This is a genomic window from Microvirga sp. 17 mud 1-3, assembly GCF_003151255.1.
Taxonomy (GTDB): Bacteria; Pseudomonadota; Alphaproteobacteria; order Rhizobiales; family Beijerinckiaceae; genus Microvirga.
On the sequence record NZ_CP029481.1, the window covers coordinates 298,017 to 323,031 of the forward strand.

Annotated in this window: 18 protein-coding genes and 2 pseudogenes; 8 read left to right on the forward strand and 12 right to left on the reverse strand. The window is 59.6% G+C overall.

Annotated elements, in window-relative coordinates:
• Positions 1-2 precede the first annotated feature (2 nt).
• The 3 genes from C4E04_RS01410 (at position 3) to C4E04_RS01420 (ending at position 3,869) form a co-directional block, all read left to right on the forward strand.
• Entirely contained in the window at positions 3-752 is a 750-nt protein-coding gene (locus C4E04_RS01410; protein ID WP_109594253.1) for an SDR family NAD(P)-dependent oxidoreductase, read from the forward strand.
• A 104-nt stretch (positions 753-856) separates the two neighbouring features.
• Positions 857-2,428, forward strand: a complete 1,572-nt coding sequence (locus C4E04_RS01415) for a Re/Si-specific NAD(P)(+) transhydrogenase subunit alpha (RefSeq protein ID WP_109594255.1) — start codon at positions 857-859, stop codon at positions 2,426-2,428.
• Between the two features lie 10 nt (positions 2,429-2,438).
• The gene (locus tag C4E04_RS01420) at positions 2,439-3,869 is read left to right on the forward strand and encodes an NAD(P)(+) transhydrogenase (Re/Si-specific) subunit beta (RefSeq protein ID WP_109594257.1); all 1,431 of its coding nucleotides are present in this window, start codon (positions 2,439-2,441) and stop codon (positions 3,867-3,869) included.
• A 386-nt stretch (positions 3,870-4,255) separates the two neighbouring features.
• Here the strand turns inward: C4E04_RS01420 and C4E04_RS21265 are convergent, their stop codons facing one another.
• Together C4E04_RS21265 and C4E04_RS21270 are read right to left on the reverse strand one after the other, a co-directional pair.
• Positions 4,256-4,813 (reverse strand): substrate binding domain-containing protein, encoded by a 558-nt coding sequence (locus C4E04_RS21265; protein ID WP_245416378.1) that lies wholly within the window; start codon positions 4,811-4,813, stop codon positions 4,256-4,258.
• Positions 4,814-4,999: 186 nt separating this feature from the next.
• Positions 5,000-5,137 (reverse strand): annotated as a pseudogene (locus tag C4E04_RS21270) (LysR family transcriptional regulator); the annotation flags it as partial.
• A 391-nt stretch (positions 5,138-5,528) separates the two neighbouring features.
• Here C4E04_RS21270 and C4E04_RS01430 point away from each other — a divergent pair.
• Positions 5,529-6,281, forward strand: a complete 753-nt coding sequence (locus C4E04_RS01430) for an SDR family NAD(P)-dependent oxidoreductase (protein ID WP_109594261.1) — start codon at positions 5,529-5,531, stop codon at positions 6,279-6,281.
• Between the two features lie 445 nt (positions 6,282-6,726).
• Here the strand turns inward: C4E04_RS01430 and C4E04_RS01435 are convergent, their stop codons facing one another.
• Together C4E04_RS01435 and C4E04_RS01440 are read right to left on the reverse strand one after the other, a co-directional pair.
• Entirely contained in the window at positions 6,727-7,140 is a 414-nt protein-coding gene (locus tag C4E04_RS01435; RefSeq protein ID WP_109594263.1) for a response regulator, read from the reverse strand.
• A 173-nt stretch (positions 7,141-7,313) separates the two neighbouring features.
• Positions 7,314-8,070: pseudogene (locus C4E04_RS01440) on the reverse strand (IS5 family transposase).
• 143 nt (positions 8,071-8,213) lie between these two features.
• On the opposite strand from C4E04_RS01440, the gene C4E04_RS01445 reads away from it, so the two are divergent.
• A protein-coding gene (locus C4E04_RS01445) for an IS5 family transposase (RefSeq protein WP_109594265.1) occupies positions 8,214-8,971 on the forward strand; the annotation gives its coding sequence in 2 pieces (ribosomal slippage) (positions 8,214-8,547 and positions 8,547-8,971; 759 coding nt in all).
• Positions 8,972-8,980: 9 nt separating this feature from the next.
• On the opposite strand, the gene C4E04_RS01450 is transcribed toward C4E04_RS01445, so the two are convergent.
• The 3 genes from C4E04_RS01450 to C4E04_RS21545 all read right to left on the reverse strand — a co-directional run bounded on the left by C4E04_RS01450 (position 8,981) and on the right by C4E04_RS21545 (position 10,875).
• Positions 8,981-9,601 (reverse strand): HNH endonuclease, encoded by a 621-nt coding sequence (locus C4E04_RS01450; RefSeq protein WP_109594267.1) that lies wholly within the window; start codon positions 9,599-9,601, stop codon positions 8,981-8,983.
• 192 nt (positions 9,602-9,793) lie between these two features.
• Positions 9,794-10,651 (reverse strand): replication initiation protein RepC, encoded by an 858-nt coding sequence (gene repC, locus C4E04_RS01455; protein ID WP_245416199.1) that lies wholly within the window; start codon positions 10,649-10,651, stop codon positions 9,794-9,796.
• Between the two features lie 101 nt (positions 10,652-10,752).
• Positions 10,753-10,875, reverse strand: a complete 123-nt coding sequence (locus tag C4E04_RS21545; RefSeq protein ID WP_256385768.1) for a hypothetical protein — start codon at positions 10,873-10,875, stop codon at positions 10,753-10,755.
• Between the two features lie 937 nt (positions 10,876-11,812).
• Here C4E04_RS21545 and C4E04_RS01460 point away from each other — a divergent pair.
• From C4E04_RS01460 to C4E04_RS01465, 3 genes are all read left to right on the forward strand, one after another.
• The gene (locus tag C4E04_RS01460) at positions 11,813-15,754 is read left to right on the forward strand and encodes an AAA domain-containing protein (protein WP_245416200.1); all 3,942 of its coding nucleotides are present in this window, start codon (positions 11,813-11,815) and stop codon (positions 15,752-15,754) included.
• Positions 15,754-16,767 carry a GreA/GreB family elongation factor gene (locus tag C4E04_RS21275; protein WP_245416201.1) on the forward strand — a complete coding sequence of 338 codons (1,014 nt, stop codon included), beginning with the start codon at positions 15,754-15,756 and terminating at the stop codon, positions 16,765-16,767. The genes C4E04_RS01460 and C4E04_RS21275 overlap by 1 nt, the downstream gene beginning before the upstream one ends.
• A 199-nt stretch (positions 16,768-16,966) precedes the next feature.
• Entirely contained in the window at positions 16,967-17,887 is a 921-nt protein-coding gene (locus tag C4E04_RS01465; RefSeq protein WP_109594269.1) for a hypothetical protein, read from the forward strand.
• Positions 17,888-17,934: 47 nt separating this feature from the next.
• Here C4E04_RS01465 and C4E04_RS01470 read toward each other — a convergent pair whose 3' ends face one another.
• From C4E04_RS01470 to C4E04_RS01495, 5 genes are all read right to left on the reverse strand, one after another.
• The gene (locus C4E04_RS01470) at positions 17,935-18,921 is read right to left on the reverse strand and encodes a hypothetical protein (RefSeq protein ID WP_109594271.1); all 987 of its coding nucleotides are present in this window, start codon (positions 18,919-18,921) and stop codon (positions 17,935-17,937) included.
• A gap of 176 nt (positions 18,922-19,097) precedes the next feature.
• A complete protein-coding gene (locus C4E04_RS01475) occupies positions 19,098-20,201 on the reverse strand; it encodes a three-Cys-motif partner protein TcmP (RefSeq protein WP_109594273.1) in 1,104 nt (367 codons plus the stop codon).
• A 9-nt stretch (positions 20,202-20,210) separates the two neighbouring features.
• Entirely contained in the window at positions 20,211-20,960 is a 750-nt protein-coding gene (locus tag C4E04_RS01480) for a DUF5131 family protein (protein ID WP_109594275.1), read from the reverse strand.
• Between the two features lie 762 nt (positions 20,961-21,722).
• Positions 21,723-24,149: a DNA topoisomerase (ATP-hydrolyzing) subunit B gene (gene gyrB / locus C4E04_RS01490; RefSeq protein ID WP_109594279.1), complete on the reverse strand. Its 2,427-nt coding sequence runs from the start codon at positions 24,147-24,149 to the stop codon at positions 21,723-21,725.
• A 201-nt stretch (positions 24,150-24,350) separates the two neighbouring features.
• Positions 24,351-24,965 (reverse strand): LysE family translocator, encoded by a 615-nt coding sequence (locus C4E04_RS01495; protein ID WP_109594281.1) that lies wholly within the window; start codon positions 24,963-24,965, stop codon positions 24,351-24,353.
• Between the last annotated feature and the right edge of the window lie 50 nt (positions 24,966-25,015).

Below are 25,015 nucleotides of genomic sequence, written 5' to 3' on the forward strand. Positions count from 1 at the left end.
AAATGAAAAAGCTCAAGGACAAGGTTGCGGTTGTCACTGGCGGGAACAGCGGCATTGGGCTCGCCGCAGCCAAGGCATTCGTTACGGAAGGGGCCAAAGTCGTCATCGTCGGACGGCGTGCTGACGCCGTCTCCGCAACCGTCGAGGAACTTGGCTCTGACGCAACAGGGTTAACCGGTGACGTAGCTGAGCTAACCACTCATGATCGGCTGGTGTCGCTCATTAAAAACCAGTTTGGGGGCATTGATATCTATTTCGCAAACGCTGGCACAAACACGATCACACCAACGGAGGCAGTGAGTGTCGAGGAGTTTGACACCCAGTTCGCAACGAACACGCGCGGAGTTTTCTTCGGCGTTCAGCGTGTTCTCCCGCTGATACGTGAAGGAGGCTCCATTATCCTCACAAGCTCAATCGCCAGCGAGAAAGTCCTTGAAGGACATGCGGTTTATGCTGGCACCAAGGCTGCGGTCGAAGCGTTTGCACGAAGCTGGGCGCTGGAGCTGAAGGATCGCCGTATTCGCGTGAACGTGCTTAGCCCTGGGCCAGTTGATACGCCGATTCTCGCTAAACTGGGCGTTGCTGCCGAGGCGCGGCTAGAATTTGAGGCGCAGACGGCGCAGGCTATTCCACTCGGGCGCCTTGGTCGTCCGGACGAACTCGCAAGTGCTGCATTGTTTTTGGCCTCGGACGACAGCAGTTTCGTGACCGGCGCCAACATCCGCGTCGATGGTGGCATAGCGCTAACCTAACAGATGACTCTGCCGACAACCAATGGATTTCCCTTCGGAATAGCGGCGCACGGGACTTCGGCTCCGCTAGCTTAGAAGGGTGCAACGCACCGAAAGGAGACGCGGTGAAAATTGGAGCGCTGAGAGAAATCTCACCAGGCGAGAACAGGGTTGCGATGACACCCGACTCTGCCATTCTATTGAATAAACTGGGACACGCCTGCGTTATTCAGGCTGGTGCTGGCATGGCAGCGGGATTTACCGACGCCGTCTATGCTGCAGCCGGTGTCGAGGTGTTCCCTTCTGCCGAAGCTGTGTTCGCAGCCGCCGATGTGGTCGTCAAGGTACGTGCTCCCGAGATGACCGAGGCTGAAATGCTCCGCCAGGAGCAGACGCTGATCTCTTTCTTCTGGCCAACGCAGAATCCGGATCTCCTGGAGCAGGCACGGGCGCAGGGCGCCACCGTCATTGCCATGGATATGGTGCCGCGCATCTCCCGCGCCCAGAAGATGGATGCGCTCTCCTCCATGGCCAACATCGCCGGCTACCGCGCCGTGATAGAGGCCAGCAACGCGTTTGGCCGCTTCTTGACCGGCCAAGTTACTGCCGCCGGCAAGGTGCCACCGGCCAAGGTGCTGGTGGTTGGCGCGGGCGTAGCCGGTCTGGCGGCCATAGGCACCGCCACATCGCTCGGCGCCATCACCTATGCCTTCGATGTGCGCCCGGAGGTCGCCGAGCAGATCGAGTCCATGGGCGCCCAGTTTGTCTTCCTCGAGTTTGAGGGGGCTCAAGACGGCGCTGCTAACGGCGGCTACGCGGCGCCTTCGAGCCCCGAATTCCGCGAGAAGCAGCTCGCCAAGTTCCGCGAGCTCGCGCCCGAGATCGACATCGTCATCACCACCGCCCTGATCCCGGGCCGGCCGGCGCCGAAGCTGTGGACCCAAGACATGGTCGCGGCGATGAGGCCGGGCTCGGTGATTGTCGATCTGGCCGCCGAGCGCGGCGGCAACAGCGATCTGACCGTGCCGGACGAGAAGGTGGTGACGGAGAACGGCGTCACCATCATCGGCTATACCGATTTCCCCAGCCGCATGGCCGCCCAGGCCTCCACCCTGTACGCCAACAACATCCGTCACTTTCTCACCGACCTGACGCCGAACAAGGACGGCATCATTGTCCACAATATGGACGATGATGTGATCCGCGGCGCAACGGTCACGCACCAGGGCGCGATCACCTATCCGCCACCGCCACCCAAGGTGCAGGCGATCGCAGCCGCGAAACCGAAGGAGAAGGTGAGGGAGCTCACCCCGGAGGAGAAGCGGGCGCGAGAGGCGGCCGCCTTTAGGAGCCAGACCAGGACACAGGTCGGGCTGCTCGTGGCTGGCGGGCTGCTGATCGCCCTGGTGGGGGCTTATGCCCCGGCGAGCTTCATGGCCCACTTCATCGTCTTCGCGCTCGCCTGCTTCGTCGGCTTCCAGGTGATCTGGAGCGTCAGCCACTCCCTGCACACGCCGCTGATGGCGGTGACCAATGCCATTTCCGGCATCGTGGTGCTCGGCGCCCTGCTGCAGGTCGGCTCCGGCCACTGGCTGGTGGTCAGCCTGGCCTCGCTCTCCTTCCTGATCGCCACCATCAACATCGTCGGCGGCTTCCTGGTCACGCGCCGGATGCTCGCCATGTTTCAGAAGTCGTGAGGCTGCTCCAATGAGCACTGGACCTATCTCTGCCGCCTATGTGGCGGCCGCCATCCTGTTCATCCTCTCCCTTGGTGGCCTGTCGGGCCAGGAGAGCGCCAAGCGGGCTGTCTGGTACGGTATTGCCGGCATGGCGCTCGCCGTGGGCGCCACCGTGTTCGGCCCCGGCATCGGCAACTACGCAGTGATCGCTGCCATGCTGGTGATCGGATCTGGCATCGGCTGGTATGTGGCGAAGAAGGTCGAGATGACCGAGATGCCACAGCTGGTGGCAGCGCTGCACTCCTTCGTCGGTCTCGCGGCCGTGTTGATCGGCTTCAACGCCGATCTCGAGCTCACCCGCGTGCTGGCGCTCGACGAGGCTGCGCGGCAGGCGCTCACCGGCTTTGCCGGGGTGCTGGCGCACAAGAGTGGCGTGGAGATCTCCATTCTGCGGGTGGAGGTGTTCCTCGGCGTGTTCATCGGCGCGGTGACGTTCACCGGCTCGGTGATTGCCTTTGGCAAGCTCGCCGGCAAGGTCGACGGCAAGGCCAGGAAGCTGCCCGGTGGGCACGGGCTCAACGCGGCAGCCGCTGTGGGCTCGCTCGTCCTGCTGGTACTCTACGTCAATGGGGCGGGGATCTGGACGCTCGCAGCGATGTCGGCTCTCGCCTTCTTCATCGGCTATCACCTGATCATGGGCATCGGCGGGGCCGACATGCCGGTGGTGGTCTCGATGCTCAACTCCTACTCCGGCTGGGCCGCCGCAGCGATTGGTTTCACCCTCGGCAATGACCTCTTGATCGTCACCGGAGCTCTGGTCGGCTCATCGGGGGCAATCCTGAGCTACATCATGTGCAAAGCGATGAACCGCAGCTTCATCTCCGTGGTCCTCGGCGGCTTCGGCGCCACCACAGGACCGGTCATGGCGATTGCTGGCGAGCAGATCGCCATCGATGCCGATGGGGTTGCGGCAGCGCTGGAGGAGGCTGACAGCATCGTGATTGTGCCGGGCTATGGCATGGCTGTGGCACAAGCGCAGCAATCGGTCTCGGAGCTAACGCGGCGCTTGAGAGCTAAGGGCAAGGACGTGCGCTTTGCCATTCATCCCGTGGCCGGGCGCCTGCCGGGGCACATGAACGTGCTGCTGGCCGAGGCCAAAGTGCCATACGACATCGTACTGGAGATGGACGAGATCAACCAGGACTTCTTAGAGACGGACGTGGTGATCGTCATCGGCTCGAACGACATCGTCAATCCAGCCGCCCAGGAGGATCCGAACAGCCCGATTGCAGGCATGCCGGTGCTGGAGGTGTGGAAGGCCAAGCAGGTGTTTGTGTCGAAGCGTGGGCAGGGGACCGGGTACTCCGGGATCGATAACCCGCTGTTCTACAAGGACAATACCCGCATGTTCTTCGGCGATGCCAAAGCCAGCATCGATCAACTCGTCCAGGCGATCTGAAGCTGCGCTGCTGCTACCAGTTTGGCCCGAGAACAGCCTTTATGACATCGCAACTCCACCAATTGTTACCGCACAGATGGACAGTGGTTGTGATCCAGCCCTGATGGAGAGCAAGCATTAGGTGCGCGATGAGCAAGAGGATGGTTGCAGTGCGATCTGGTGCAACCATTCTCTTGAGATGTACCTCAAACTCTTAAGCGTATCCAATTAAACCCGTTCGTGGCCACAATGTGCAATGTATCTCGATGCGCAGGCTCGTCACACCCCCTTGTGTGTGAATGAAGGAGGCTGTCGTCCCCTCTCTTCGAAAAATTTTCCGGAGGTTGAAGCAAAGTGTTCTTTCTCGAACGGCATACTTCAGGTACGGTTCAATTCAGACGACTATGCTATTCGTTTATTCTGGCTGCCACGAAGTCGAGGAATACACGCGCACGAGATGGCATGTTGCGTCCGAAGGCGTGAAGGACTTGTACGGGGACCGACGGCATCGGGATCTCTGGCAAGACGACGCTTAACAATCCGGTGCTCAATTCCTTATGGATATTGGCGCGCAGTATCTGCGCAATACCCAAACCGTTCACCGCTGCAATCCGGAGAGCATCGCCACTGTCAGCGTCGAGGACACCTTCAGGTGTCAAACTCGTACCGTCTGCGAACGTGATTGGGAACGGACGTCCTGACAGCATATAGCGGACATGAGCATGACGGCGCAGATCGTCGACGCTACGTGGCACTCCTCTGGCAGAAAGGTAGGCAGGAGATGCAACCAGAACCAGTGGCAGCTCTCCCAATGAGCGTGACATCAGACCTGTGTCAGCCACACGACCGACCCGAATGGTTAAATCGAATCCTTCACGGATTAGATCGACATGTCGGTCGGTCAAGCTTACGTCGAGCTTAACATGCGGGTGATGAGGTAGAAATTGCGTAGTGATAGCCTGCATGAGAGACCGCCCGAGATCAGCCGGCATGCTCAACCGAAGGCGGCCTGCGGGCTCGTGACCCGAGCGGAGGCTATCACTTGCCTCCTCTAAAGCGCGCATCAATGGGGCAACATGGTCGAAGTAATCTTGACCTTCGGCAGTTAGGGTAAAAGACCGGGTAGATCGATGAAATAAGCGGACGCCGAGGCGCTGCTCAAGCCTTGCTATGCTTTTCGAGATGGCTGAAGGCGTCGTACCAAGGAGCCTCGCTCCCCCAGTAAACGACCCTGCTTCCACCACACGAACGAAAGCACTTAAGCCCTGCAACCTTTCGATGTCCGCCATTTGTGACTTACCGGAATTTGTGAATGGCCATCTGAAGGACTAACCCTGCCTCATGGAAAGGTCCAGATAAACCTGTCGGATGTGGAGCGACGAATGGAACAATCTGGACGAGCGGGCACCCCAATAATGACAATGACGATTGGAGCACGGCCTTATCTTTTGCGCTCACAACACGGATGGTCCAAGTCGCTCCTATGGAGGTTTGACCACCTCAATGAGACGGCACGTACCGCACGGTTTCTCAGATCCGATGTTAGTAGCGTGATAACTGCCACAAAGATCCAAATGGATAGATTCTTAGTCCCTAAGCTTGGTCATGCAAGGGGCGGTCACGACAGCGGCGGCATATCGAATCCCAGTTGCCGCTTGTCCCACATCATGGAGATGTCACATGAAGTCCTTTGAAGACAGAGTCGTCATTATTACGGGCGGGGGTGCCGGAATTGGGTTAGCTGCGGCGAAGCTTTTTGCAAAGAGGGGGGCGCGTGTCGTTATCACGGGGCGCCGCGCGAACGTCTTGCAAGAGATTACATCAGCGAATCCCAATATTATGGGGTTTGTCGCAGACGCTTCCGACCCAGACGCAGCATCGAAGACGGTCGCAGCAGCAGTTGACACCTGGGGACGGTTAGACGTCCTCATCAATAATGCGGGTGGGGGAGCTATTCAGCCTCTTGGAAGCGTCAACGTCAAAACGATATCAGAGGTTTATTCCGTTAATGTCACAGGTCCTTTTCTTCTCACGGCTGCCGCAGTTCCTCACCTCGTGAAGACAAAGGGAGCCGTCGTGAACATGTCGAGCACGTTCGGAACTAAGGTAGCTTCTGGGTTATCGCTTTATGGGTCAAGCAAAGCAGCCATAGAATACCTCACGCGCGCCTGGGCGATCGAACTTGCGCCATTTGGTATCCGCGTCAATGCGATCGCGCCAGGCCCTGTGGAAACAGACTTCCTGCGGGAAAGGATGCGGCTTTCAGAGAAAGAGATCCAAGCTGTAAAGGGCCAGGAGATCCAGAAAATCCCTCTTGGGCGCCGCGGAGTTCCGAACGATATCGCGCCATGGATGTTGGCTCTTGCCGACCCAGCCACAACTTGGGTCACGGGACAGGTCATCGCCGTTGATGGCGGGCTGATCAACGTGTGACGGTTGCTCGCACTGTGTCATCAGGAGCGCCTCTCGTAGAAAGCTGCAATGCACCGTAGGGTTGGGGCATGACGTCTCCTATGACCGGTGCCATCTATGGCGTACAATCACCGGAAACAACTTATTTGGGACTGTGTCTTTTGTCTAAGCTTCACGCCAGACAATCCGATTCATCACCCATCCAGCCCGGGCTGTGACCGCTAACAGCAATGGCGCAATCGATGAAAACCACCCGAGTCAGGCCGCATGAGGTCCCATGCTTTAGCTAGGCGGTCGAGTGCTCGTGTGCTCCTTCGCATGGGCCGCTCCCGGGTGCTTGCAGACCTACACATTGTCGCCGTGGGTTGCTTGATGCAAGCGACGTGCAGCAAGCTTTGTCCCTGCTCAGAACACTCTTAGTTTGTAGTCGAAATATATCGGTGCAGTCAAAATTTTCGATGTTCCCTTATGCGGCGTGCTTCACCTGGCACTTGGCGGATATTGGGAAGTCGTGCGACTGTCTCTGAAGTATTATGCACCGCATCGCGTCCCGCACGGCAGTTGGAGACGGGTCCTTGAGGATGAGATGACCTTGAGTGGAGATCCTGGCATGAGAAGAGGCAATTACAGCGGCTCGATTAAAATGCCTGTCGTAATACTCATCGGCCAGAATCCATCCATCGATCAACCCAGGTAGTGTTGCGCGGGTGAAGAGCCAGTCAATAGGGCAGCTCCTGTTCCTGATGTGGTGGAACGCCTGCAGTCCGGAATCTGTTGTAATAATTTCAAAGTTCTTGGCCCGGAGTTCAGATGCTATCCTCTCCAGGAATAGTATGTTGTTGTCAACAAGGAGGATGCGTTCCTGTTTCGGCGAGTTCATAGGGTCCTCACAGCAACAAGCGGGGTTCGAAAAGTGCCTTGTAGGAATGCAAGGCGCACCTAAAAGGCACTAAAATAATAGGTTATCTGCTCGTTCTTGCTACTAAGCTTATGGATGTGTGAGCGGCCGTGAAGATTAGGCCATGCTATGCCATCGGCTAGGCTCAGGACTCGTCAATTGAGGTAGAAGGCTACTGAGGCAGCGATGCAGATGGCTGAGAACAAGGTGTGAGCGCAGCGATCATAGCGAGTAGCGATCCGGCCCCAGTCCTTGAGCTTGCCAAACATGTTCTCGACTTTGTGGCGCTGACGATACAGAGCCTTGTCATAGCCAATCGGCGCCTTGCGACTCCTGGTCGGTGGAATACAGGGCGTGATGTCCTCGTCGGTAAGAGCCTCCCGGAACCAGTTGCTGTCATAGCCTCGGTCCGCAATCAGCGTGGAGCCCGACGGCAGCGCCTCCAGGATGAACCGTGCGCCCCTGTGATCGCTCATCTGCCCTTCCGACAGCAGTAGGATGATTGGCCGGCCCGCCTCATCGCAAACGGCGTGGAGCTTGGAATTCAGGCCGCCTTTCGTGCGCCCAATACGACGGGGAACATCCCCTTTTTGAGCAGGCTGGCGGCGGTGCGGTGCGCCTTCAGGTGGGTGGCATCGATCATGATCCGCCCCGGCTTTGGTCCTTCACCTGCCAGGGCCGTAAAGATCCGGTCGAACACGCCGAGCCTGCTCTATCTCATGAACCGGTTGTAGAGCGTCTTTGCGGCCCGTACTCCTTGGGCGCATCCTTCCACTGTAGGCCGTTGCGGGTGATGTACACGATCCCGCTGACCACCCGCGAGTCGCCCACCCGTGGAACCCCATGGGCCAGAGGGAAGTAAGGAGAGATCCGCGCCATCTGACGCTCGCTCAGCAGAAACAGTTCACCCAGTCAGCGCCTCGTCGAAAGGAAGCCCTGAATCACAACTCAGGCCAAATTAATAGGTCCTAACCCTAGGTAAGGGGCCCAACCAAACAACTGACAGTGTTGAGTGATTTCCTCTCGTTCGGGTCTGATGGAGATGGGAGTGTGTTATGCGCGATCTGTTCTGGCTCTCTGATGAAGCCTGGGTGGCGCTTGAGCCGCATCTGCCGCACAACCAGCCGGGTAAGCCCGGCGTTGATGATCGGCGTGTCATCAGCGGCATTCTCCATATCTTGAAAACTGGTGGACGCTGGCGTGGTGTGCCTCCCGAATATGGGCCGGCCAAGACCATCTACAATCGCTACCCGCGCTGGGCGCGACGCGGCGTCTGGCAGCGCGTCTTCGCCAAGGTCGCAGCAGCCGGACCGATCCCTGAGGAGCTCGCGCTCGACAGTTCCAACGTCAAAGCCCACTGCTCTGCATCCGGCGGAAAAGGGGGGAGTTCAGTCAAGCGATCGGCGTCTCGCGCGGCAGCAGAACAACGAGAATCCATTGTCTGGCCCATGGTCGTTGCCGGCTCCTCGCCGTCGCCCTGACACCAGGCAACATGGCTGACATCACGATGGCGGTGCCTCTGCTGGAAGCTTTGTCTCCAGCCAAACTGCTCCTCGCCGATAAGGCCTATGATTCGGATCGCTTGCGCACGTGGCTTCAAGACAAAGGCGTAGAGGCTGTCATTCCGGGCCGTGCCGCTCGGGCTGTCGCCTATCCGCTCAATCGTGCAGCCTGCCGACGCCGCAACACGATTGAACGGATGTTCGGCCATCTCAAAAACTGGAAGCGGATCGCAACGCGGTACGACCGGCTGGCCATCAATTATCTCGCTGCTATCGTCCTCGTCGCGACGGTGACTCAATGGCTTGGGTGAGTTCCCTACCTAGTGCCGCCCGATCGTCGGGCCGTCATAGCGTAGTCCAAATAAGCGCGAAAGCCGTCTCGTGGCTCGATGGCTGGCAAGCCAAGTCCTCCGACGTGACCAAGCGAGCAAGAGCGGCAGAGAGGCGCCCGCTGGAGGAGCCTTGATTGACCGCTTGAATTCAACCTCACTGATAGCGCCCTTAAGGCCATTGCAGTCCGCGCAAGCGGCCGCCAGGTTGTCTCGGCTGTGCTTCCCGCCTTTCGCCTGCGGGATCCGGTGATCGGCTGTCGTCACGCGTACTGTGAGCGGGCAGTAGCAGTAGAAGCAGGTATGCTTTTGAGCCCTTAACGCGTCGCCACGATGCATCACGTAGAATGCGCGGTTGACCCCAGTCGGCTTGTTCGGCGGAGAAGGGGTATGTGCCGGCATTTCCTTGGACTGCATCGGCACCGTAGGCGGGGTGAACGTCTTTGCGTCTTTCGGTCGCTTAGGTAGTCGCTTGATGATAAAACGATCTCCGGCCTCAGCCTGCACGAGATCAAACTCATACGAAGGCTTGTGCCGCTTGACGATATGGGCCCAGAGCGACTGGAAGCCGCCAGCATCAACAGCGCAATACGGGCAGCGGTAGATTGTCATGCTGTCGTGCTCCTCGCGTTACCCGAGCGTCCAGAAGAATTTCATGTCCACTGCCTCTCATTTTAGCCTGATCGGAGCCACCATGCTAACATCCTGCCTCGCATCAACAGCGTCTATCCGTCAGTGAAACACGCCACGGCCTCACCGCAAATGCGAGTCAACAATTCTCTGAGTGGGTATAGATGGGTTTAGTTAAACGAGCTTTCGTCTCCGCATCGCCAAGAGGTCCGCCTGAAGATCAATTTCTCCTCTCCTGATTATCCGCACAACCGATCGGTAGTATCCGCCGGGATTTCGGATGCGGTTTCGTCCGCTCGTAACATCATCGTCATAGAGTTGTAGGGCGTAGATAACGGCGGCTGCCGCTGAAAAATCACCAATGGTCCGGACAGCCTCTTCCCATGTGCTGGGATGGGCTCCTAACGAAGCTCGCAGGTAGCGGCCAGCCGAAACAACATCGACGGCGTCTCTGACTGGATGCCCATAGTAGGAGACCACAGGGCAAGCTTCGGCCACCAATCCTGGTGCGATCTGCGGAGAGCCCGATGAAACGCTTACGGCATGGTCAGGCGTGCGAACAGGATTGTCACAAGTTCTACTAGAAGGCCCATTCTCTGCTTCAATGTGCCGGCATTCTGTGCCGTCACAGCCTGCTTGGTAGAAGGCTTCCTCAGCAAGATTTCGTGCCTCTCTCCATGCTTCGATCAAGCCGTTAGGGAGGGGTGCTCCAGATCTCTTTGGGGTTTTAGCCTTTAGGGTCACCAAGCGATGCTCCAGATCCGACCTATCGACGCCAGGGTAGTGTTGGGCAAGGGCACTCAGGGCCTCTTCGAATCCCCGACGGCAAATTGTGATCTCGTCGAATATTCGTTTGAGAAACTCCTTAAGCCGCTTTTGCTCTGCAACGCTCTCCGCCCATTCTTTGCGCCTAGCATGGAGTGGCGTCAGGTCGAAGCCGAATGCGTCAATGACCGCACCAGCTTCATCGCGGATGGCATAGTGCTTGCCGTTCGGTAAATCCTTTGGGATCACGAGCGGCAGTTCAATCATGGTGCGAATGGCGTTGCAGATCGCACGCTCGATAGGCCAGTGGTCGCCACTAACCGGGCATTGGACGGCCACGCCAAGAGCCGCTCTGCCTTCTGCTCCCCTCAGCATGCCACCAGTTGACCCAATACCATCCGCTGGGTGGCGCTGAGCCTAAGCGCCTTTTCGGCATCCCGGGCCGCGGCGGAGAGTTCCTTGCGCGTCACGGTATGCTCGGTTTCGAGCACGAGTCTTCTCGCGGCCAGAGCAGCATGTCTCAGCCGCCAGCCTCCTGACGATGCGAGCTGTATCGTATCGCTCCAATGTGAGGGCAAAACAGGAGCGTTCACCGAAACTGATGTTCTTGACAGTCAGCTTGTCGGGGTGGCATAAGGAACCTGTTCAATATAACATGGCGCCCACCCCTCGGTGGGTGTCCAAAGGCCCCGAAGTTTCCAGCTTCGAGGGCCTTTTGCTTTGCCCGGCCTTAATCCACGGGTCGCTTCTCCTGTTCGAAAAGAGTTGCGGGAGTTTCGGGAGCAGCCTGCCTAGGCGGACGGAACCTCCAGTAGGACGTTAGTCCCGCCATCGACGTTCGTGAACGCCAACACCTCAGGCTCCCACGGGCCCACCGGGGCGATAGGCCTGTGGGAGCGCTGCTCTTGTGGCGCAAAGAACTGGAGCCTGCGCACCCGCTCTTCTCTCAACCGTTCAAGAGATGTCTGATTCGATGTTGCGTGTGGAGTCGATCTGAAATTTTTGATCGATTGTTAACGCAGTTCGCATTGGAAAACTGATGCCGCAGGATTCTTGAGGTGAAGGCGGCGAGTCGAAAGAAAGATGAAAGCTGCGCTTTGACTCTGCGAGAAGCGACTTTGACTCTGAGTATACCAAGCGTGCAAAAGTTAATTGCCCTCGCGGCTGCGCAAGATAGACTTGAAATCATAATGGATGATCTTGGATACTATCAGCGTTGATGGAAGCCGATTGGGGCTACCAAGCGTCAGGCTGACAGCTATCCCTTGCGAGTGCAGGCGAGGAATTCTGTCCGTCCGCTCGTCTCACTATGGTCACTGTGACGCTAATGGGCCGACACTTTAGGCTTGACCAATACCGAACGCTCAGACGAGTCTCCTAGCAACAAAGCTTCGTTTGAGGGGCTAGGGACGAAGCAAACCAAAGAACATGATGTCTGCACCTGATACCGTCGCACCTGCCGCTGAACGCCTTCACAATCTCCTGGGATACGTCGAGCAGGTGGTCCGGCTGGATGAGCGGCCAGCCCTGCGCCTCTCCGAGCACCGTTTTCCGACCGGGCAGTCCTTTGTGCTGCATCAGCATGAACTGCATGCCATGCCTGGGTTTCGTCACGATCTGGTGGACGAGGATGGCCCGGTGTGGCTTGCCGTGGAGCGTCTCCGGCGCAGTGATCCTCCCGCACCGCCAGAACAAGCCGCAGACTGGCTGGAGATTTCCCCTGATCCCGAGCGAGAGCCGAAACTCCGGGACTATCTGCTTCGGACGGTAACGGAGACGGAGCGGGATGAACTACTGGCCTCCGGAGCCGTGCGACCGGAGGATGTGGCGGAAGCCATCAAGAAGGACGAGACCATTCCCCGCTGGGATGTGCGTCTGCGCTTGGAGGACCGCCCCGACCTCAGGAGCGCCGCCGAGACGTGGATCACCGAACAGTGGTTGCCCTGGTCGATGACGGAACGTCCGGTCCGCCGATCACTGGCGTTGTATCAGAGGCTGTTTGAGGTCACCCAGCTCGCCGAACTCGGAGGAGGCGACAAATCCTTCGAACTTGTTTGGGGCATGGGGCTCTCCCGCTGGCTTAGGGATGGCAATGAGGTCGACCTGCCTCTGGTCGAGCGTCTCGTGGAAATCGAAATTGACGATCTTGCCGGTGGTGAGATCAAGGTTCGCCCCCGGGCCGCCACAGCCAGCGTCAACATGCGCCCGTTTGAGGAACTCGGTGTGGAAGGGGCTCCCTTGGCGTTGGACGCATCCCGACGGGCGATCGCGGCCGTCGATGCGGACGAGGGTATCTCACCTTATCGGCGCGATGGATTCGAACCGGTTCTCCGCGCCTGTCAGGCCCGTCTGGATGCCGAGGGCGTATATTTGCCTGATCGCCAGGCAATGGCGCCCGATCAGCCGATGCCGCCGGCCGGCGAGCGCCTGACCGTCTCGGACCGTTGGGTTCTGTTCGCCCGGAGACGATCCGACAGCTTCATCTTGGCCGACCTCGAGAACCTGAAGAAGTCGGTTGAGAAGGCTGCCGAGGAGGGTTCGTTGCCGGGTCCGGCCCAGACCCTTGTGATGGGCCCCTCCACAGCAGAGCCGTATGATATCTGGGCTCCGCTGGGCAATCGCGTCGGCGAGACCACCGGCGCGACAGCGGAGGCGGCGCCTCAAACTGAGGCTATGGACCTTTTCTTCCCCAAGCCCTTCAACGATGACCAGATCGAGATCGTCCGGCGCTTGGAAGGCACCGATGGCATTGTCGTCCAGGGACCACCCGGCACGGGCAAGACGCACACGATCTCCAACGTCATCTGCCACTACATGGCCACCGGCCGGCGGGTCCTGGTCGTGTCGCATGGCGAGCCCGCCCTTGCAGTCCTGCGAAACCAGCTGCCCGAAGGGGTCCGGGACCTCGCGATCAGCATCACGGCCACAGAGCGGGAAGGATTCAAGCAACTCGAGACGGCCGTGCGCCTCCTGCAGTCCGTCGTCGAGAGCATCAAGCCCAGCGAGCAATCGCGTCTGATCCGTGACCTGGAAGCCTCCGTAGTCGGGCTCCGGACCCGGCTTGAGAAGGTTGACAAGGAGATCGAGCAGTTCGCCCTGTTGCAGCTCGCTCCGACAGCGGCTGGTGAGCGGCCAGCGGAGCTTGCAAAACGAATTGTCTCCTCGGCAGAGCAATACAGGTGGTTCGAGGATCGCCCGGAGCACTCCGCGCAGGACGCTGGTCTTTCAGACGACGAGATCTCCGCCCTTCGAGCGGCACGTCTGACCCTCGGTTCCCGGCTCGAGCACCTGGACGCGGAGCTCCCGTCGGTTGAGGATCTGCCTGACGGGGAGGTCATTGCCCGGCTGCATGAGGACCTCGTCCGGTCTGAGCGCTTCGCGGAGATAGCCGCACGGGATGGCTCGCTGACGATCCATATCGGCTCAGTTGGTGCCATCGGGCAGGCGCTGCGAGGAGCCGAAGCCCTTGGGACCCTCCAGCGTGTTCAGACGCTCGCCAAGGCCAATCCCTGGCTTGAGCCAGTGGCTCAGCATGCGATTGCTGGTGAGCGAGGAGCCGGCGCGCTCGATCTGCTCCTGCGGTTTGCCGAAGACGCGAAGCCGATTGTCGAGGAGCGCAAGCGCTACCTGGCCCAGCCGGTGGAACTGCCTGATACCTTCGAGCCAGCAGCCGCTGAAGCGAGCAAGTTGATCGGCCGCCTTGCCAACGGCGAGGAGGTCTTTGGCTTCTTTGCCTTTCGCGAAAAGGCCCTCCGGCCAGTTGTGCAGGCCATCGAGGTGCAAGGACGCGTGCCGGCTGCTCGGGAGGACTGGGACCACATTCGCCAATACCTCATCTGGCGGGAGCAAGTCAGTTCACTGAGCGTCCGGTGGCGGGCGCTGGCCGAGGAGATTGGCGCTCCGTCTGCAGGATCGGCGCGGGAGATTGAGCAACTCGTCAGCCTCCTTGGTGCCATCCTCGTGGAGGGGACTGGCGCCATGCGCACGCTTGAGGAGGTCTTCGGCCAAGTCGTACCTGGAGCGAGCTCGCCTCGAGATCTCTGGTGCGATCCTGCCCGGATGGAACATGCCGAGGCAGCGCTTCGGAATGCGGCGGCCTCCGCACAGCTCGCCGCTGCGCGCGTTGAAGTGTCCCGGCTCGAGGGACTCTTCTCGGACGCATCAGGCAAGATCGGAAAACTTGCCCGTGACCTGCTGGGCGAGGCGATTGGAAGATCCGACATCGAGGCGGAGACCATTGCCCGGCTCTGGGGTGCCTTGAGGCGTCAGATCGATGACCTGAATCAGCGCAAGAACCATCTGGCGCTTGTCCGTACTGTCACAGGCCGGATCCGCACACTGGGGGCTCCGCTCTGGAGCCGTCGGTTGGCCACAGAACCGGTCGAAGGTGAGACGGATGCCTTGATCCCCGTCGACTGGCGTGAGGCATGGGATTGGGCAGCCGCCTCGGCTTATCTGGCGCGGATCGATGACCGGGATCGGTTGCGCAGCCTGGCCGAGGAACGGGTCCGCCTTGATGCGGAAATCAGGAAAACCTTCGAGCGGGTGGTGCGCGAGCGGACCTTCTATGAGCTTGGTCGGTCCATGTCTGGGCCGGTGCGCTCTGCGCTGATGATGTTCGCCACAGCCCTCCGCAGGACTGGCAAGGGCACCGGAAAGGGCGCGGTCCGGCACCGCCGCGACGCCCGCAGTGCCATGGCGCAATGCTACGACGCCATTCCATGCTGGATCATGCCGACATGGCGGGTTGCAGAGCAGTTGCCTGGTGAGGTTGGATCGTTCGACCTCGTCATCATGGACGAGGCCTCTCAGTCGGACATCCGTGAGGTTCCGGCACTCCTTCGCGGTAAGAAGATCCTCGTGGTCGGTGACGACAAGCAGGTGAGTCCGACAGCCGCCTTCATTGAGAACGCGAAGATCGACCGCCTGGAGCATGGCTTCCTCAAAGGACAACCGTTCAAGACGCTTCTGCTGCCGGGAGCCTCACTCTACGACCTCGCCAAGGTCATGTTTCCGGATAAGCTGGTGATGCTCAAGGAGCACTTCCGCTGCGTCGAGCCGATCATCCGGTTCTCCATGCAGTTCTACTCTGAGCCCTTGGTGCCGCTGCGCGTGCCGACAGGGCATGAACGGCTTGATCCGCCGCTCGTCGACATCTACGTGCCGGATGGGCGCCGCCAGGGCGACAAGCAGAACCCACGAGAGGCCGAGGTCATCGTCAGTGAGATCCGCAAGGTCGTTGAGGATCCCGCCCTTGCCCGCATCGAGGCACAGGACCGCTGGCGCACGATCGGCGTGGTGTCCCTGATCGGAGCAAAGCAGGCAGCGCTCATCAACCGCATGCTTCTCGAGGAACTCGGGAAGATGTGATGATGCGCCACCGTATCGCCTGCGGTGACAGCGCCACCTTCCAGGGCAACGAGCGCGACATTGTCTTCCTGTCCATGATTGCTGATCCCAACAGCAAGCAAGCTCAGACGGCAGCCCAGTTCGAGCAGCGCTTCAACGTCGCACTCTCACGCGCCCGCGACCGTCTTGTGCTCGTCCGCTCAGTCCGCGAAGAGGAACTCAAGCCCGACGACCTGAAAGCGCGGGTGATCCGCCATTTCCGTGACCCGATGGCTGGTGCGGCGACACCGACAGGTGACCTTGAAGCCATGTGTGAGTCGGACTTTGAGCGTGAGGTATTGCGCCGCCTTCTGGAGCGGGGCTACCGGGTCACTCCGCAGGTTGGCGCCATGGGGTACCGCATCGACCTTGTTGTCGAGGGAGCAAATGGGCGGCGCCTGGCCGTCGAGTGCGACGGTGATCAGTACCATGGTCCGGAGCGCTGGGCAGACGACATGCGCCGGCAGCGCATTCTGGAGCGTGTTGGCTGGCGCTTCTGGCGCTGCTGGGCGTCGAGTTTCACGCTTGATCCGGACGGCTGCATGGACGATCTGTTCGCTACCTTGGAGCGTCATGGAATCGAGCCAAGTGATGGTGCTGTCGGTGGTGGGGTTTTCACGGCCCACATCACGGCACCCTCGGCACAGGCTCAAGATGGGTCGGCTGGCTCAGATAACGCTGGCCAGCAATCCTCAGCACAGGCTCACGGACATAACGGGACGAAGCTCAAAGAGGTGGAAAAGCGATCAGCCTCTTCAAGTGGAATCCGTGTCGGTGATCGAGTCATCATCAGGTACCTCGATGATAGCAAGACGGCAACGTTCACCCTTAGCTCTACCCGTGACGATCTAGCAAACGGCTTCCTTGCCGAACACTCCCCGCTCGCGAAAGCATTGATCGGCTTGACCGAGGAAGACGAGGCCGAGTTCGAGGTGAATGGCCGTGTAAGGCGTGTCCTTGTTATGAGGACTGAACGTCCAGCCATTGGTCACTGATCCATTGAGTCGATCTGCTGATACCGGTAATGCTCGATAGTATCAGCCCATTCGGAGATAGTGCCCACCAAGCGTGATTTCTACTCTCCGTCGCTTGCAAGGTCCGTCAATTTGGTGCGGGTTTGCTAATCGTTCCAAAAAAACTCCCTTCCTTGACTTAGTCAGTCGCCGAAGCCAGTTTGATATTTAGGTTTATCGCATGGGACAGCTGACCCAATTCTTCCAACCGCCACTCTATTGGCAGCAGTTCGAGGATCTTACCCAATCAGTTGTTGAATTAGTTTACAACGTGCCTCGGGCTGAGAAGATCGGCCGCCCAGGGCAGGCGCAGGATGGCGTGGATGTGTATGCCGAGCACACTAAGTTCGGCGAACTGGCAGTCCAATGCAAGCGGCTGGACGACCTTGATGAGAACAACCATCCGCTGCCCGGTGGTACAATCAGCGGGAATTTTCTCCGCACTGAAGCGGCGAAGGCCCAGGCATTCGATCCATCACTTGATATCTGGATCTTGGCGACAACGGCGAAGCGGGACGTAAAAATTCAGCGCGAGGCTCGGCTTCTCAGCCAAGAGTATCGACGGCAGGGGCGTTTCCAGATCTTACTCTGGTTCTGGGATGACTACATATCATGGCTTAATGCTTATCCAGAGCTCCAGGAATGGTACTATCGCGACGTAATCCAGATCCGAGGCGCTCGGGACCAAGATCGCCTCATTATTGAAACCATCGCAACCGCTTTCCACCGACCCGCCTTCACCGATCCCTTAGGCAACGAACATTTCGATGATTTCGCCCAAGCGTTGAAGGACACTCAAACCGCCTTGCGAACTGGCGAGTTGGTAGATCGGCAATCTCGCCATGTTATTCGAAAAGCGATCGGTGGATGGCGGTATCTTGACGAGCCTGAATGGAAGGCACGTCTCAAGGAGCTTGATCAGGACCTAGCAGAGCTACGTAATGCTCTGGCAATGGGCATTAAAGATGGGCGCCTGGAACAGCAGCGCGGTTATCTCGAGGTCCGCGACCCCCAACTCGGGCAGAATCTCGACGCCCGACGCCGGAGTTGCTTGAAGCACCTGAATGACCTCCTTGTCCTCGCCGCATTGCCACCAATCTGAATCCATAACCCGATAGCGTCCCCGGTGGTTTGATCTAGAGACATGCCTCAAGACCACAGTGCCTTCGGGGATAGTGATACTGCCCGCTTCGCCTCAAGATCATCTAGAAATGCTGTCCACAACTCACTCCCCATGCGCGTAGCGGAGTAGGCCGCTGCCATCGCGGCGAACCCACTTAAAACCATCACGAGATCATCGATGAAATCGTCGAGTAGTTTGGGGACAGATCGACCGTAGGCAAGATAGATCGCGTCACGATAGTTTGCCTTGCCACGGTAGCGAGCAGCTTCGTGCAGGAACGCAATGCTGCGTCGGGCATAGGCCTTATCGCGCAGGGTACGGGCCGCGCCAGTGCGAAAACTGTCAGTCTTGAGATCTTTAAATTCTCGGGTCTCGCGAACACGCTCGCGAATGTTCCACTGCTCCCAGTCCGCCGTCCCGGCGAGATACTCGGCAATGCAACCCCAGGCCTCCTTCGCATCCGATGGCTTGATCGCCAGCGAATGTTTGCCACGTGCACGAATAGGCGCCAGTTCCAATTCTACGTTCGCGGCCACGAGACTCGAGAGACGATCGCCAAAGGGTGCCATAGCCGAGCCATTAGTCGCAAACTGCCGGTCCCATTGCTGCGCAGTGGCCGCGTGCGTCTCTGGGAAAGATCCGTCAGCAGCGGCGATCATAGCCGAGGCAGCACCGTAGACACCATAATACCACGTCACAATGCCGATTCGAGCAACATCTGCTTTGTTTTGCGTTCCCGCTATTGCCTTTAGCGCCGCTAACTGGTGAAGGGCGAACAGCAACTGCTCGCAAATAGAGTTGAGCTCTCGTTCTGATAGCTTCCGACGTTGCACGTTAGCATAGAATACTCGAGCCGATCTAAACGTAAGGCCGAGCTCTTTGACCAAGATTGCGAGCGCGCGGATCCAATGAATTGTGGAGGGAAGGGCAAAGCGGGCGTCCGGAACATCACTGGGAGCTTCGGTTAGAGTCCCGTGTTCGCGCATCCGATTATAAAGCGAAAACTCTGACATCACACGTTCGTATAGGAAGACAGGGCCAGAGCATTGTCCGGAAATCCGGACCCGATTTTCCGCACAATGCTCTCATTAAGGAAGAAGCGCCGGCCCCAGAAATGCAAGCCACTTTTGGATCTGGTGCTTCAGGTAATATGGATGAAGGGATTCCAACCGTTAAAGGCGCTGGCCCGCTAAGGGGTCGGAAACCGAACAGAGGTTCCGGCAGGGAATGTCCCTCGCCGCCGTCCCTGCTTTGGATTGATCACCTCAAGCTTCCCGCTTCGCTCAAGCTCCCGTAACACTCCTTTGTAGTGGGCCTCCCGGAAAGCAGTCTCAGCGACAACAAACTCTTCGATGTCCTCGACGCGGGCTGACTGTCCGCCAAAACGGTTAACTAGATCACTCTCAAGCCGCTGGAGCGCAACTTCAGGTCCGAACATAACCAGTTGGTCTGGAACCGTTGCGTCTGAAAACGTGTAGCCTCCGGCCGGGTCTGCCTTCCACATGGCCTCTTTCATTTTCTGCAGGCCGCGGAGGCTCTTGGTCGCAAAGAAGAGGTAATAGTCTGTATGTGAGCGCTCATTTCGCATCTCGAAATAGCGAACGTATCTTGCGCCTGCCACGTCCCGGAGCTTCGCGGCATAAAGATCCCGAATCCGCTCGCGCCGCTCCCGACCGGAGAGTTTCACGATATCGCGCCACTCCGGTCCACCGAAGAGATCATCAAAGTTTTCAACCTGATCTGGATGAGCCAAAAATCGGTTGATCTCCTCAAACATGAAGTTGATGAGCACTTCGGAGCTCTGGGTCGACCTCATGATGCTGGCGATGGTGGACATTGGAATCCCTGTCCACCCAAACGGATCTATGAAGGCAAAAACAGGGGTTCTTGGTGAGCAGTTAAAGCGAACTATCGAGAGATAGGCTTCATTGAAGGAACTGCCGCTGTGCACCTGATAAGTCAGCTTCGGATGCGGACCGGCTTGCGCCAGCAACTCTTCAATCGTCTGCCGCAGGAGCGCTGCCCGCTCCTCATCCTTCTCGATGAAGTGGAAGTCAACCTGCGATGGAATAGTCGCAGCCTGCAGCAAATAGGCTCTAAGCGCGATAATCGGCGACCCTTCCGTCCCGTCCGCATAAATTCCCGGTCCGGCGAACCCGTCGATGAAGACAATCCTGGGAAAACCGCCAAGGCTTAGGATCGGCATCCAGGCATCAAGGTATCTTCGGAGGATGGCGTGCTTGGCTCGGGTGTGCTCGTCGAGTTGCCAAGTAGTGGTCTTCGGTGCAGCCATCAACTCTCCTTATTCGGCCGCATGCCGCCAAATTCTGGCTTTGGCCGGCCACTGGTTAAACTCTTCGCCTTCCAGGAGGCGCCCACCCGCTTTAGGTGTCCTACCGCCCCACTGTTTGAAGAAAAACGGAACGCCGGCGCGCTGGCATTGGTCGCGGATATCTATCACCCATTCTGGCTCCATTGGCCGTGCGCCGGGGCCGCTCTCCCCGCCGACAATCACCCAATGAATACTCGTCAGGTCAAGGGGGCCGATGGGCCCGATTAGGGGTTCGATTGAGAGGAAGCGAACTCCGGCGATTGCCTGCTGCAGGTGGCGGACGCGAGAAAGCTTAGTCTCATCCTCAACCGAAACACCGAGCCAAACGTGAGACGGTGGCGACCGATCTCGATAGCGCCGATTCATATAGTCTCGGAGCCTAGAACTCCGCTTAGTCAGAACCTGGTATTCATGCCAGGAAGCTTCCTCCATGGTGTCAAAAACCTGATCGACAAATTCGAACGGTACGCCCTTGTGGAACAGATCGCTCATTGAATTCACAAAAATCATTCGGGGTCGGCGCCAAGTTAGCGGCTGCCGAAGACGTTCCGGACGCAGGGTCAGATCAAAGCCAGTTTCAAACGGATGTCCAGGTACGCCGCGAAAGCGCTCTGCGAGACGCTCAGCGTAGCAAAAATCGCAGCCAGCGCTGATCTTGGTGCACCCGGTTACAGGGTTCCAAGTGGCGTTGGTCCATTCGATGTCTGAGGTCTGAGCCATGCGAACGAAAATAGAACAAACTAGAGACGGAGAACAGCCCTAAAGGAATATCGTCACGGCTTTTGCACAGGTTATCGGGATCCCACTTGGCAACCCAGCTTACGACCTTGCTATCATTAGGCAAGGCTAGATCCGGCGCTGTCCTCCGGACTGTCTCCGCCACATACAACGGCGCCAAGTGGGCGTAGTGCTTCGAAACTATCCGGGTGTCGGCGTGACCGAGCGCCTCGGCTCCTGCAAGGAGTGGCCCGCCGGCCCGAACCATGGTTGCGTTCTGCATGGGAACCTCCATGCCGCCGTTGCGGGCGAGCGCGGCCTGAAAGCGACGAACTGTCCGACGTGATTGGGCGGCCCGACGGGCTCATGCCACTGTGGCCTGTACCATCGAGAATGCACAGGCGCCCCCAGTTGTGACCGCGTTGACCGGACATGGATGGCGATGTGGGACGGCTTGGAACAGCCAGTTTCGGAGTGATGGAACCTGCCATGCTAGAGAAGGGCGGCGCGTTTGGTCCGTGAACGGCAAACGGCGCGCCGACCAGGGCGCGCCGCCGTAAGTCTAATCCCGTGCCAGACGGTTTTCCCGTCGAGGCGTTGGCAATGCGAACAGCAATGCCGCTAACCTTGGACACCCGCGCCGCTTTGCGGATCTGAGTGTTTGTGCCACACTAAGAGAGGAGGGCAGGCTTTTTGGTGGAAAGTTTCGCAATATTTGTCGGTCGGTTTCGCATTTATTGTATGACTGTCCACCAGCAAAAAGCATCACACGTCGAGATTGGCGACCGAGAGAGCATTCTCCTGGATGAACTCGCGCCGCGGTTCCACGACGTCGCCCATCAGCTTGACGAACAGGTCGTCCGCGTCGGTCACGTCCTTCACCCTGACCTGCAGGAGCGAGCGCACATCCCGGTCGAGAGTGGTCTCCCAGAGCTGCTGGGCGGTCATCTCGCCGAGGCCTTTGTAGCGCTGGAGCTGCAGCCCCTTGCGGCCGGTAGCGAGCACTGACGTGAACAGGGTCAGCGGGCCGTCGATGGCCATCGCATCGCTCTTGCGCACGAGTGTGGCGGGCTTTGCATAGACATCCTGCAGAGAGGCCGCGCGCTCGTCGAGCCGCTTGGCTTCCTGACTGGCGATCAGGGCCTGGTCGAGAACCGCGACCTGCGTTACGCCGCGCAGGGTCCGCGAGAAGACATAGCCGCCCTCGCGCACCTCGCCGGTCCAGCCGCGCTCGATCTCCTCGGAGATCGCATCGAGACGCTGGGCGATGTAGGTCGCCGCAGCCGGGCCGCGCTCCGGATCCTCCACCACCTCGGGACGCAGCGCACCGGCAATCGCTGCCTGCTCCACGACCTTGCGGTCGTAGCGGGAATGGAGGTTCGAGAGGACCTGCCGCACGAAGCGGGACTCGTCGATCAGGCCCTTCAGCTGGTCGCCCTGGAACTCCAAGCCGGATTCCAGGCGCAGGATCGCGCCCTCGGTGCCGGCATCGATCAGGAAGTCCTCGAGCGCGCGCTCGTCCTTCAGGTAGATCGCCTGCTTGCCGCGGCTCGCCTTGTAGAGCGGCGGCTGAGCGATGTAGAGGTGCCCGCGCTCGATCAGCTCCGGCATCTGCCGGAAGAAGAAGGTGAGCAGCAGGGTGCGGATGTGCGAGCCGTCCACGTCCGCGTCCGTCATGATGATGATGCGGTGGTAGCGCAGCTTGTCGGGGTTGAATTCCTCGCGTCCGATGCCCGTGCCGAGGGCCGTGATGAGCGTCCCGATCTCCTGGCTCGAGAGCATCTTGTCGAAGCGCGCCCGTTCCACGTTCAGGATCTTGCCGCGCAGGGGCAGCACCGCCTGGAAGGCGCGGTCGCGGCCCTGCTTGGCGGAGCCGCCGGCCGAGTCACCCTCGACGAGCAGCAATTCGCATTTCGACGGATCACGCTCCTGGCAATCGGCAAGCTTGCCCGGCAAGGATGCGATGTCGAGCGCGCCCTTGCGGCGGGTGAGTTCGCGGGCCTTGCGGGCGGCCTCGCGGGCGGCGGCGGCTTCCACCACCTTGCCGACGAGGGTCTTGGCCTCGGCCGGATGCTCTTCCAGCCACGTATTGAGCGCCTCGTTGACCACGTTCTCAACCGCGGGACGCACCTCCGAGGAGACGAGCTTGTCCTTGGTCTGCGAGGAGAATTTCGGGTCCGGCACCTTCACGGATACGATGGCGGTCAGGCCCTCGCGGCAATCGTCGCCGGTGAGCGAGACCTTCTCCTTCTTGGTAAGGCCGGAGGAATCCGCATAGCCGTTGATCTGGCGCGTCAGCGCGGCGCGGAAGCCGGCGAGGTGCGTGCCGCCATCCCGCTGCGGGATGTTGTTGGTGAAGCAGAGCACGCTCTCATGGTAGGAATCATTCCACCACAGGGCGACCTCGACGCCGATGCCGTCCTTCTCGGAGCGGATCACAATCGGCTGCTGAATGAGCGGCGTCTTGGCGCGGTCGATATAGCGCACGAAGGCTTCCACGCCGCCCTCATACATCAGCTCCTCGCGCTTGCGCTCCGCATGGCGGTTGTCGGTCAGGACGATGCGCACGCCCGAATTCAGGAAGGCGAGTTCGCGCAGGCGGTGCTCCAGGGTGGAATAATCGAATTCCACCATGGTGAAGGTTTCCGTGGAAGGCAGGAAGGACACCTCCGTGCCACGCCGGCCATCCGCATCGCCCACCACCGCGAGGGGCGCCACGGCGTCGCCATGGCGGAACTCCATGGCGTGTTCCTTGCCGTTACGGAAGATGCGCAGGCGCAACCAGGTCGAGAGGGCGTTCACGACGGACACGCCGACCCCGTGCAGGCCGCCCGACACCTTGTAGGAGTTCTGGTCGAACTTTCCGCCCGCGTGCAGCTGGGTCATGATGACCTCGGCTGCCGAGACGCCTTCGCCCTGGTGGATGTCTGTCGGGATGCCGCGGCCGTTATCGGTCACCGTGACGGAGCCGTCGGCATTAAGCGTGACGGTGACCTCGGTGGCGTGGCCGGCCAGCGCCTCGTCGATGGCATTGTCGACTACCTCGTAGACCATGTGGTGCAGGCCCGAGCCGTCGTCGGTATCGCCGATATACATGCCCGGCCGCTTGCGAACCGCATCGAGGCCCTTGAGCACCTTGATGGATTCCGCGCCATAAGCATCGGCATTCACGTTGATTGCGGGTTCGGCCATTGAGGATCCTTCGGAGCGCGCGACGGGATCGGGGATATGGGCGCGCCTTGAGTTTGATTCGTTAGATCAATTATTTAGTCATTCTTGCTTGAAATTTCACCCCCACGCGCGTACGCGCGCGTGAAAACACGCCGGAATCCACGGAAATGTGCCGAATCGGCCTCTCCGAGGCCCTCTGCCGCCTCCGGAGAGGCCACTAGCCTAGCGTGCCGCTACGGCAGCAGCGGCACCTGCCATGACAGTGCCGGTGGTCCGGTTGAGGATCCGGATGGCCCTGGGGCTGGTGAAGAGGCGGCGGGCACGGGCCGCGAGCACGATATAGGCGCCCAGCACCACGGCCAGAACGCTCAAGGTCGCCAGAACGAGTTCCGCATAGCCGAGGAGGTTGACCCGGGTCAGGTCGAGGATGGTCGGCAGGAGCGCCAGATAGAACACCATGACCTTCGGGTTGCCCATGGTCACGGCGAAGCCGCCGAGGAACAGCCTGAACGGATGCTCGGCCTTGCCGTCCGCCGCTACTTCCCGGGCCGCGGCCGGGGCCGTCCAGAGCCTGTAGGCGATATAGAGCAGGTAGGCGGCGCCCGCGTATTTGATGACCAGGAAGACCTCATGGAAGGTCTGCGCCAGGGCCGCGAGGCCCACGATGGCGAAGGTCAGCCAGACCACGTCGCCGATGGCGAGCCCCGCTCCGAAGGCGGCGGCGCCCCGGGTGCCGCGGCCCAGGACCCGTGCCACGATGGCGGCGATGCCTGGTCCCGGCGAGGCGGCCGCGATGAAGAGGGCGGTGGCGAAGACCAGGAGGCCCGTGATGTCCATGGAATGGCTCGTCAGATACTTGGGATGGGCGCACAGCGATGATTACAACA